Annotated in this window: 10 protein-coding genes; all 10 read left to right on the top strand. The window is 59.9% G+C overall.

Translation table 11 applies throughout. From position 1 onward, the window contains the following. Positions 1-11 precede the first annotated feature (11 nt). Positions 12-146 (top strand): 50S ribosomal protein L34, encoded by a 135-nt coding sequence (gene rpmH, locus QO259_RS18975; protein WP_035473559.1) that lies wholly within the window; start codon positions 12-14, stop codon positions 144-146. Continuing rightward, positions 115-540 (top strand): ribonuclease P protein component, encoded by a 426-nt coding sequence (gene rnpA, locus QO259_RS18970; RefSeq protein WP_285951188.1) that lies wholly within the window; start codon positions 115-117, stop codon positions 538-540. Before rpmH ends, rnpA begins: the two co-directional genes overlap by 32 nt. A 105-nt stretch (positions 541-645) precedes the next feature. Next, positions 646-2,331: a membrane protein insertase YidC gene (gene yidC / locus QO259_RS18965; protein WP_207036529.1), complete on the top strand. Its 1,686-nt coding sequence runs from the start codon at positions 646-648 to the stop codon at positions 2,329-2,331. A 127-nt stretch (positions 2,332-2,458) separates the two neighbouring features. Further along, positions 2,459-3,829: a tRNA uridine-5-carboxymethylaminomethyl(34) synthesis GTPase MnmE gene (gene mnmE / locus QO259_RS18960; RefSeq protein ID WP_285951187.1), complete on the top strand. Its 1,371-nt coding sequence runs from the start codon at positions 2,459-2,461 to the stop codon at positions 3,827-3,829. 89 nt (positions 3,830-3,918) lie between these two features. Next, a complete protein-coding gene (locus QO259_RS18955) occupies positions 3,919-5,067 on the top strand; it encodes a Fic family protein (RefSeq protein WP_285951186.1) in 1,149 nt (382 codons plus the stop codon). Between the two features lie 116 nt (positions 5,068-5,183). Next, positions 5,184-5,771 carry a restriction endonuclease gene (locus tag QO259_RS18950; protein ID WP_285951185.1) on the top strand — a complete coding sequence of 196 codons (588 nt, stop codon included), beginning with the start codon at positions 5,184-5,186 and terminating at the stop codon, positions 5,769-5,771. 8 nt (positions 5,772-5,779) lie between these two features. Continuing rightward, positions 5,780-6,136 (top strand): restriction endonuclease, encoded by a 357-nt coding sequence (locus QO259_RS18945; protein WP_285951184.1) that lies wholly within the window; start codon positions 5,780-5,782, stop codon positions 6,134-6,136. 107 nt (positions 6,137-6,243) lie between these two features. Beyond that, positions 6,244-7,257, top strand: coding sequence for an AAA family ATPase (locus tag QO259_RS18940; protein ID WP_285951183.1), 1,014 nt, complete (start codon positions 6,244-6,246; stop codon positions 7,255-7,257). 16 nt (positions 7,258-7,273) lie between these two features. After that, entirely contained in the window at positions 7,274-9,904 is a 2,631-nt protein-coding gene (locus QO259_RS18935; protein WP_285951182.1) for a S8 family peptidase, read from the top strand. Between the two features lie 485 nt (positions 9,905-10,389). Further along, positions 10,390-11,241 (top strand): DMT family transporter, encoded by an 852-nt coding sequence (locus QO259_RS18930; protein WP_285951181.1) that lies wholly within the window; start codon positions 10,390-10,392, stop codon positions 11,239-11,241. Positions 11,242-11,270: the final 29 nt, after the last annotated feature.

The following is an 11,270-nucleotide window of genomic DNA, read 5'->3' as shown; positions in this document are numbered from 1 at the left end:
AAAAAGCCACCATGAAACGTACTTTTCAGCCGAGCGTCCTGAAGCGCAAGCGCGTCCACGGTTTCCGTGCCCGCATGGCGACCAAGAACGGCCGTCAGGTCATCAATCGTCGTCGTGCCAAAGGTCGCAAGCGTCTCAGCGCCTGATCGGACATCGGGTGTCCGATCAAGGTTTCCCCGGCAGCTTCGGTTGCTCAACGCCGGGGACTACAAGCACGTTTTCGACCACGCTCCCTTCAAGGTCCACGGTAAAGGCATGCTGGTGTTGGCACGCCCCAACGCGCTTGGCCATCCGCGGATCGGGTTGATCTTCAGCAAGAAGAACGTGCGTCGTGCCGTCGACCGCAATCGCCTCAAACGCCTCGTGCGCGAATCCATCCGTCTGCAGCAGCATCGCCTGCCGCCCGTGGATATCGTTCTTCTCGCTAGGCGAGGCGTACACGAGCTGGACAATGCAAGCGTCGCACGCCAGCTCAACGGCATGTGGCGACGCCTGGAAAAGTCCGCGCGTCAGACACGCCACGACACCTCGTCGACCTGATCGGACATCCCCGCGCTGCTGGCCGGGGAGCTTCGGCGTCCATCGCCGAATGATCGCCGTTGCCCGGCGCCTACCGAACCACTCCCTCACCGGGCAGACCCCTCTATGGATTTCAAACGACTCCTTTTCGTGATTCCGCTGGCCGTACTCGCCTATCTGCTGATCATGCAGTGGAATCAGGACTACGGTCAGAACGTCGTGAACAACCCGGCACCGGAAGTCGCCTCCGCCGCCAGTGATGGTGGCAACGAGAGCAACGCCCTCTCCGCCCCCGACAGCAGCGGTAAAGGCAAGACCCAGCCGATCGAGGACGACATGCCCGCGGGCAGTGAACCCGCCAAGGGCAGCAACCTGATCCAGGTCCAGAGCGACGTGCTCGATCTGCGCATCAACCCCAACGGCGGCGATATCGTCTACGCCGCGCTGTTCGGCCATGACCAGGTCCTCGACTCCGACAAGCCCTTCGTGCTGCTCAGCGACAACAAGGTGCGCAGCTACGTGGCCAAGTCCGGCCTGCAGATCGAGGGGCACAGCGGGCGTATCGATTTCCGCGCTGACAAGTCGAGCTACACCCTCGGCGAGGGCGAGAAGACGCTCAACGTCGACCTGCACGGCAGCGTCAACGGCGTCGATATCATCAAGCGCTTCGTGATCGACCGCGACAGCTACGCGATCAAGGTCGAGTACCTGCTCGACAACGAAAGCCAGCAGCCGGTCACCGCCCGCTTCATCGGCCAGCTCGCCCGCGACCAGAGCGCCGACCCGACCAGCGGCCAGGGCGTCGGCATGCACTCCTTCCTGGGCGCAGCCTTCTCGTCGCCGGAAGAGAAGTACAGCAAGGTCAGTTTCGAGGACATCCGCAAGGGCAACTTCCAAAACCGCGACGTCAAGGGCGGCTGGGTCGCGATGATCCAGCACTACTTCACCTCCGCGTGGGTGCCCAACCCGGATCAGCAGAACCTCTACTACGGCAGCGTCGACAATCGCGATCGCACCGTGGCGGCCTTCGCCGGCCCCAACGAAACCGTCCAGCCGGGCCAGAAAGAGACACTCGCCGCGACCCTCTACGTCGGACCCAAGGTGCAGTCGGAGCTGGAAAAAGTGGCCCCGCACCTGGAGCTGACGGTCGACTTCGGCTGGCTGTGGTTCCTCGCCAACCCGCTGTTCTGGCTGCTCGACCATATCCACGACATCGTCGGCAACTGGGGCTGGTCGATCGTCCTGCTCACCGTCTGCGTCAAGATCGTGCTCTTCCCGCTGGCAGCCAAGGCCTACAAGTCGATGGCGCGCATGCGCAAGATGGGCCCGGAGATGCAGCGGCTCAAGGAGCAGTACGGCAACGACCGCCAGAAGATGTCGCAGGAGATGATGAAGTTCTACCAGAAGGAGAAGATCAATCCTCTGGGGGGCTGCCTGCCGATGGTGATCCAGATGCCGGTGTTCATCGCGCTCTACTGGATGCTGATGGAGTCGGTGGAGCTGCGCCACGCGCCCTTCATCCTGTGGATCCATGACCTCTCGGCCAAGGACCCCTACTTCATCCTGCCGATCATCATGGGCGGCACCATGCTGCTGCAGCAGTTCCTGAACCCGACCCCGCCGGACCCGATGCAGGCGAAGATCATGAAGATGCTGCCGATCGTCTTCACCTTCTTCTTCCTGTGGTTCCCGGCCGGTTTGGTCATCTACTGGATCGTCAACAACTCGATCTCGATCCTGCAGCAGTGGTTCATCACCCAGCGCGTCCTCAAGGACGACAGCGGTGGCGGCAAGGCGCTCAAGAAGAGCTGATCGCCCTCCGCGAACCCTCCCAGACCCCCGCCCCGGCGGGGGTCTGGCGTTTATGTCCCGCCTTCCTGTACAACTACCCGCGCGCGGCCCCGAGCGTCGCCGTTACCCCGTGCCACCGGAGACCATGATGAACGCACCGCTCTATCGTCAGGACACCATCGCCGCCCTGGCCACGCCCCCGGGACGGGGCGGCGTGGGTATCGTGCGAGTCTCCGGGCCCGCCGCCGGCGTCATGGCGGAACATCTGCTGGGCCACCGTCCCCAGCCGCGTCACGCCCACTACGGCCCCTTCCACGCCGAGATGGGCATCATCGACGAGGGCATCGCCCTCTACTTCCCCGGCCCCCACTCGTTCACCGGCGAGGACGTGCTCGAGCTCCAGGGCCACGGTGGCCCGGTGCTCATGGACATGCTGCTGGAGCGCTGCGTGGCGCTGGGCGCGCGCCTGGCGCGGCCGGGCGAGTTCTCAGAGCGCGCCTTCCTCAACGACAAGCTCGACCTGGCCCAGGCCGAAGCGATCGCCGACCTGATCGATGCCAGCTCCCGGGCCGCCGCGGAGAACGCCCTGCGCTCACTGCAGGGCGAGTTCTCCAGCCGCGTCTCGCAGCTGGTCGCCGAGCTGATCGAACTGCGTCTCTACGTCGAAGCGGCCATCGACTTTCCCGAAGAGGAGATCGACTTCCTTGCCGACGGCGTGGTCGCGGCCAAACTGGCGGCTCTGCGCGAGACCCTGGCCGCGGTGCGCGCCAGCGCCAACCAGGGCGCGCTGATGCGCGAAGGCATGAGTGTGGTGATCGCCGGACGCCCCAACGCCGGCAAGTCGAGCCTGCTCAATCGTCTCACCGAGCGCGACAGCGCCATCGTCACCGAGATCGAGGGCACCACCCGCGACGTGCTGCGCGAGCATATCCATATCGACGGCATGCCGCTGCACGTGATCGATACCGCCGGCCTGCGTGACACCCCCGACGCGGTGGAGCAGATCGGCGTCGCCCGCGCCTGGGCCGAGATCGAGAAGGCTGACCGCGTACTGCTGCTGGTCGACGCCCGCACCACCGCCGAGACCGACCCGAGTGCGATCTGGCCCGAGTTCGTCGCCCGCCTGCCTCACCCCGAGCGGCTGACGCTGGTGCGCAACAAGATCGACGAGAGCGGTGAAGGCGATGCCGCCGACTTCGATGCCACGCCGCCGGTGATCCGCCTCTCGGCGCATACCGGCGCGGGGGTGGATGAGCTCAAGACCCATCTCAAGGCGGTGATGGGCTTCGATGCCACCACCGAGGGGCGCTTCTCCGCCCGCCGTCGCCACCTGGATGCCCTCGAACGCGCCAGCCAGGCGCTGACCAGCGGCACGGCCCAGTTGGAGGGCGCCGCCGCCGGCGAGCTGCTCGCCGAGGATCTGCGCGATGCCCAGCAGGCACTCAACGAGATCACCGGCGAATTCACCGCCGACGATCTGCTCGGCGAGATCTTCGGCAGCTTCTGTATCGGCAAGTAAACAGAGAGTGAGCCGAATATAACCTCTATTCGGCTCATAAAATGAGCCGAATATGCTACGCTTTTGGCTCATCGCCCCCACGAGCCACCATGACCATGTCCTCAGCGCCTTCATCGACGACCTGGATCTGGCAACAACCGCAGTGGCCCAGATTCCATTGGCAGACAGCAGCCGTCGCGCCGGCGCTACGTCGAGCCACGCTGCGTCAAGGCGAGCTGCTGGGATTGAGCCACAGGGGCGATGACACTCAGCCCGAGCAAGCGCTGGAAACGCTACTGACCAATATCGTCCACTCGTCCGCCATCGAAGGCGAGAGACTCAACGTGCAGTCGCTGCGCTCCTCGCTGGCACGGCGCCTAGGGTTGAGCGACGCGTCAGCCTACCCCGTCTCGCGCCGTTCGGAAGGGCTGGCGGAGTTGATGCTCGAAGCCGTTACCGCGCTGGAAATACCGCTGACGCTGGATACGCTGCTGCGTTGGCATGCGCTGCTGTTTCCAGAGCCGGGGCTGTTGCAACCCGTCGCCGCCGGCCAACTGCGCCGAGATGATGACGGCCCGATGCAGGTGGTCTCGGGGCGCATCGACCGGCCCAGGGTGCATTTCGAAGCGCCTCCGGCCAGCCGCCTGGGGGGCGAATTGACACGCTTCGTCGAGTGGTTCAATGCCAGTCTCGACGATAACGCGCTGGATCCCCTGATCCGTGCCGGACTATGTCACCTCTATCTGATTACGCTGCATCCGTTCGAAGATGGCAATGGACGCCTGACGCGGGCGCTGACCGATCGCGCCCTGGCACAGGCCGAGGCGCAGAGCATAAGGCTCTACGCCATGTCGGAAGCGATCATGGCCCGGCGCAGCGACTATTACGCCGTATTGGAGTCCACCCAGCGCGGTGGTCTGGATATCACCGCATGGTTGGTTTGGTTCCTGGAAACCCTGGAAGCCGCGATGCGCGAGGCCATCGCCAAGGTCGAACGTACCTTCGAACGCCAGCGGTTCTGGCAACGACACGCGATGACGGCGCTATCCGACGCTCAGACCCGCGTACTCGAGCGCCTGCTGGCGGGCGGCGAGCGTGGTTTCGAGACGGGCATCAGTGCGTCTCAGTACCAGAAGGTCGCCAAGGTCAGCAAAGCGACCGCGACGCGCCATCTGCAGGATCTGGTCGAGAAGGGTTGCCTGGAGCCGATGCCCGGTGGCGGGCGTAGTACGCGGTATCGGGTCAGTGGCGAGCAGTAAAAGCCGAGGTTGAATATCGGCAGCATGGCCTGAGAGCGGGTACACTCGAGAGTTACGACATAAAAATTAAGAATGTCTTATCAGCGGCTCAGAGGAACACTCGATATGGCGAGGATGTGGATGGTGCGCAGCGATGGCAGCAGTCTCTACGCGAACGTAATGTCGCAGCCATCGGCTGGGGTCAGTTGGCTACCCACGCAGAGCCCAGTATCAAACGCCAGAAGCTGGTCGAAATTTATCAACCCCTTGAGCCACAAACGAAACAAGGCACCATCATCGCCGGTGCCTCCCAGGTTTGGCGCTTCGTCAAAGAAATCCAGGATGGTGATGGTGTCATCACCTACTCCCCCGTCAGTCGACTTTACCTAATGGGCAGCATCAGCGGCCCAATGGAGTTCCATACCGAATGGGCTGAGCAGAACATGCCCCTGGCACGGCCAATGCAATGGCAGTCACAGGAGTTAGTCCGTGACAGTCTGGGTACCGGCACCAAGAACAGTCTGTGTTCCACCTTGACCATGTTGGAGGTTCTACCCAGTGCCAAGGATGAAATTCCAGCGGCACTCAAGGGCGAGCTAACGCTTGTCGTCGAGGAGAGCAGTGAAGAGTCCGTGGTCGATCCACTGGCCGACATCGAACTACACATCAAGGGTTTGGTCAGTGAACTCGATTGGGACGAGATTCAGCAGTTGGTCGCTGGTTGAATCGCGCCATGGGCTACAAGACGCAGGCGTCACCGCCCGGCTCCGACCGCGGCAAGGATATAGTCTCCTCGCCGGACGGCTTTGGCTTTGGCTTTGAGCACCAGCGTATAGTCGTGGAGGTTAAGCACCGCAAGGGACAGATGGGCAGCCAGGAGATTTGCGGCTTTCTCGGTGGGCGCCACAAGGACAATCGCGGACTGGATGTCAGCACCAGCGGCTTCACCAAGGATGCCCAGTACGAAGCCGACCGCGCCTCCACCCTCCTGGCGATGTGGACGCTGGACCACGTGGTCCGCTCTTTGATCGAAAACTACGACGCCACCGACGCCGAAACCAAGTGCATAGAGCCACTGAAGTGGCTGTAATGGCCAGCGTGAGCTAGAAATGAACAACATTGATCCAACTGCCATGCCACAGAAGCTCAACCGACATGCGACAATGCGACTTCAACACACCATCAAGGTGAGCATATATGGCGCAAGCTGACACCTTGGTTGCCCTGGTAAAAGCAGCCAGCAGCGGCGACCAACCATCCTTCCGAAAATCGGCCGAAGCCTTGGTACAGGAAGAACGCGGGAAGGGTCACCGTATTCTGGCCGATCGCCTGGAAAAAGCACTGCTTGCGTCCTCTTCCCAGGCACGTTTGTTCGAATCACCGGCTTCGACGGCCCGACAGACACATGCCAGCGGCTTTACACGGAAGGATCTGGTGACAGAGTCGATACCAGAACGCTCCCTGGATAGTCTGGAGCTCGCTGACAATCTTCGCGGGCAGTTACGGGAAGTCATCGAAGAACAGCATCGCGCTGAATTGCTACATGCTCATGGCTTGAGCCCAAGGCATCGTATCCTTTTGGCGGGTCCCCCTGGAAATGGCAAAACATCTCTCGCTGAAGCTCTGGCATTCGAGTTGATGGTCCCATTGATCGTTGTGCGCTATGAGTCACTGATTGGCAGCTATCTGGGTGAGACGTCTGTTCGCTTGAAGTCCCTGCTCGACTATGCCCGGACACGGCACTGCGTGTTGTTCTTCGATGAATTCGAGACTTTAGGCAAGGAGAGGGGAGATACCCACGAGACGGGAGAAATTAAACGTGTCGTCAGTTCCCTACTGATGCAACTCGATGACCTCCCCGACTATGTGGTGGTGGTTGCCGCCAGTAACCATCCAGAACTCCTGGATAGGGCCACCTGGCGTCGCTTTCAGGTTCGACTAGAGCTTCCCCTTCCCACACGTGCACAGTTGACCGCATTCATCACCTCGATCGGCCAGCGTAGCAAGGTCAATTTTGGCCTGATGGCTGAGACCATCGCAAAAAAACTACTGGGCTTAAGTTTTTCAGAAGTGGAAGAGTTCTGCCTGGGTGTGATTCGACGGGCGGTGCTGGACAAAAAAGTGGATGACGCTAGAAGCATCGTCTATTCCAGGTTGGAACAATGGAATAAACGACTGAAACCTGCCGATAAAGAACCACCAGGAAAATAAAACACTAGGGGGGAGTATGCCTGCTGAGTACTTACCGTTGCTGGTCTTTCCTGAAAGGCGAATTCTCCAACCAGAAAAAGGTAAGGGGTTTCCGCCGGGTACACAGAGCTTGCCCAGTCATGGTGCCCAAACAGTACGTATCGGCAGGCAGATCGAACAACTGGAGCAAGATTTCGCACGCTACCAGGCCAGCCTGACCGGAGCACTGGCTGGGTTGGAACCTGAAATGGTTTTGGTCATCGAAATCGTTGGACTTCTGGACGACTTCAAGCAAGCTGTCGAAGCTGCTGGTCTAGAGTGGCTGGGAGAGACCGAGATCGACGATCTGGAAGCCGAAGATGAAGGCTTCTACAAGATAGATAATGCATTGGAACGAACGGTCAAGCCACTGAGCGGCCGAATGTTTCTGGCTATGAGTAACATGGCCGGCATGCAGGAAATACTCTCTCTTTGGGAACAGTGGAAGGCGCATAAAAGCTTGCCCCACGGCAAAACTAAATGGAAAGCTATCTTCGAGCAGCTAAATGTGCTACGACGCTGGGGGATTGAAGAGACACTGGTCGAAACCGGAATGATCGACCTCTGGCAGGACCTTCTGGACCCTATCAACCCTGATGAGAAGATCACCTTCCAGATAGAACTTTTCTACCGAAAAAATTCCGAAATTCGGAGGAAAAACGAAAACATTATCCGTTCTTTGCTTAAAAGTCTTGGAGGCAGGGAGCTTTCCTACTTTCTGGATATACCAGAAATCGCGTTCCACGCAGCCAAGGCCGAGTTACCTGCCCACGCCATCCAGTCGCTTCTCGATCAAGTGGTTGCGGAAGGAAAGGATGTCGACATCGAATTATTCAAATTCGCCGGCATCATGTATTTCCGCCCCACCGGCCAGAGCCTGACGGTTTCAGAGGACGGCGAAGGTGAACCTGCCATTTACCCCCAAGGAATAAGCGACCTTCCTCCTGTCGCAGCGCTTCTCGATGGTGCACCACTCCAATTGCATAGAGCCTTGGAAGACCGACTTCTGATGGATGATGCATTTGGTCTGGAGGCTTCCTACCAGCCCGGTGAACGCAAGCATGGTACCGCCATGGCATCCTTGATTCTACATGGAGATCGCAGCAATCCGGAATCTGAGCCGCTAAGACGCAAGTTGTATTGCATCCCGGTAATGCAGCCTAACCATCAGACCCGAGAGCACGATGAGCACATGCCGGACGACATCTTCTTTGAAGACCGCATCCATATAGCTATAAGGCGCATGTTCGAAGGCTCAGGGGAGGTTCCTCCACAGGCGCCGACGGTCAAGGTGATCAACCTTTCAATAGGTGATCCTGCACGAGAATTTATTCATGCACCCAGTCCATGGGCGCGGTTACTCGACTGGTTGGCCTATCGCTACCGCATACTGTTCTGCATTAGCGCGGGCAACTACTGCGACGAGATTAATATCGGATTCAATCAACAGCAGTTCGCTGCTCTTTCTCATAATGACAAGATAAAAGCCACCGTCAAAGCAATATCTCAAAGCCTCTCTTCTCGACGTCTGCTTTCACCGGCTGAAGCGATGAATGCCATTACGGTAGGGGCAGCTCATGCCGATGACTCAGGAGATGCCTATCAGCAATATGGCCAGCGTGTAGATGTGTTTCCTTCGCACGCTTTGTTCAGCCCCGCCTCCCGGCTGGGGTTCGGTTTTCGGCGCTCCATCAAACCAGATATTTTCATGCCAGGAGGGCGGCAACTCTACAACGCCCCTATGCTGAATAGTGCCACCCTGTACAGCATTGACCATTCAATCGGTGCTCCAGGTCAAAAAGTGGCACTCGACAGCCAACAGCAAGGCGTATTGAGCAACGAAGCCTTCTGGCGCGGCACCAGTAACGCGACGGCACTGGCAACTCGTGGCGCGGTTCAGTTGTACGATATGTTGGACCGACTCCGTACCGAAGAAGGAGAGGACATTCCCGAGACGTTGATATCGGTGCTGATAAAAGCGCTATTGGTGCATGGCGCTAAGCAAAACGACACTGGCAAACAACACATCGAACAAGCGTTAAAAGATACGCGCAACTCTCGTCAGTTCAAGCAAGTTATCACGCGCTATCTTGGCTATGGCACTGTAGATATCGAACGTGTGCTGACTTGTACTGCTCAACGGGCAACAGTTTTAGGCTGCGGAGAAATCCGAGAAAACGAGGTGCATGAGTACGCGTTCCCCATCCCTCCCGGTTTTTCTTCCCAAAAGATCTGGCGGAGGTTAGTCGTAACACTCGCCTGGTTGACACCGATTAATCCGAATCACCGCAATCTCCGGGAAGCCAAACTAACCGTATCACCAGGAGGCGAAAACTGGTCCAAGCAAATCCTGCGTCTAGAACGTCAAGACGGAGAGTGGAGACAGGTCGAGCGCGGCACCGTGCAGCATGAGGTGCTGGAAAGCAAAAAACAGATTCAAGCCTTCGAAGATGGCGAGACCCTGCGCCTTCGTGTCACTTGCAAGAAAGACGCAACCGACCATCTCGATGCAGTCATTCCCTACGGCCTTGCCGTCACGCTGGAAGCTAAGGAAGACATTCCTATCTATCAACAGGTCCGCGCCCACATCAAACCGCAGGTTCGCATCGCTCCTGGCATAGACAGATAATCACTGAAAAGCATGAAGCATACAGATCACCGGCGAATTCACCGCCGACGATCTGCTCGGCGAGATCTTCGGCAGCTTCTGTATCGGCAAGTGATCGGCCAAAAGTCGACTTCTCCGATGCCGTCGCCGGCGCTATGCTGATGGACGGATATTCACACTCGAATGACGGTTTCCCATGTCGCCACGCATCCCGCATCCGCACGCTTCCCGCCTTACCGAACTGTCGGTAGGGCCGCGGGTGCTGGCGGCGACACCTCCCCCCGCTCCTCTGCCGCACGTGTCGTGGCCGACGTCTTGGCTGACACCGTGGCTCCGCCTGCGGTTGTCGCGAGTGTCGCTGGCGTGCAAGCGCCGCCACGCCTCGTCGCGCTGGGCTGATCCGCCCGGCGATCCCAAGCCCAACAATCCCCGTTCGCTGTGCATGCTGGTCGACGCGCATCGCGTCCAGCAACGGGGCGTCACGTCTTCGACAGATGAGTCTTTACATGATCCGTTCTTCTTCATGGGGCCAGGCCGCCCCGATGGCCCTGTTCGTGCTGCTGTGGGGCAGCGCCCCGATCTTCACCCGCTGGGGGCTGGATCACGGTTCGCCGCTGGCGCTGCTGATCCTGCGCTTTCTGCTCGCCCTGGCCGTGCTGCTGCTGCTCGCCGCCCAGCGCGAAGCCTGGCTACCACCGCGGGGCCAGCGGCTGCGCGTCGCCGGCGTCGGCACGCTGCTGATCGGCGGCTACTCGGTGTGCTACTTCGAAACGCTGGACCACGCCATCACGCCCGGGCTGTTGGCAACCCTGCTGGGTATCCAACCGCTGCTGACGCTACTTTTGACCGAGCGCCGGATCTCCGGCTGGCGCATCGCCGGGCTGTTGCTGGCGCTCTGCGGCCTGGCACTGGTGGTATTGCAGAGCCTAGTGGCCGCGCACTTTCCCGCATCCGGAATCTTGCTGGCAATGGCCACCCTGGCCTGCATGACCCTCGGCGCGATCGGGCAGAAGTCGATCGCTCTGCCGCCAAGCCAGGTGCTTCCACTGCAGTACATGGCAAGCCTGGTGCTGTTCCTGCTGCTGACGCCGTGGCGCCCGGTGAGTGTCAGCTGGCAGCCTGGGTTGATCGTCGCCGTGGTGTGGTTAGGACTGGTGATTTCGGTACTGGCACAGCTGCTGCTCTATCGCATGATCCGGCAGGGCAACCTGGTCAACGTCACCAGCCTGTTCTATCTGGTGCCGATCGTCACCGCAGTGCTGGACTATCTGCTGCTGGGCAACGCGCTCTCGCCGCTGGCCATCCTCGGCATGGCCGCGATCCTAGGCGGCGTGGCGCTGGTGTTCCGCACGCGTTAGCCACACCCAGGGTACCGTGGTGCGCGCAC

It is taken from the genome of Salinicola sp. JS01 (assembly GCF_030284585.1).
Classification (GTDB): Bacteria; Pseudomonadota; Gammaproteobacteria; order Pseudomonadales; family Halomonadaceae; genus Salinicola.
This window is presented reverse-complemented; position numbering and strand designations above follow the sequence as displayed.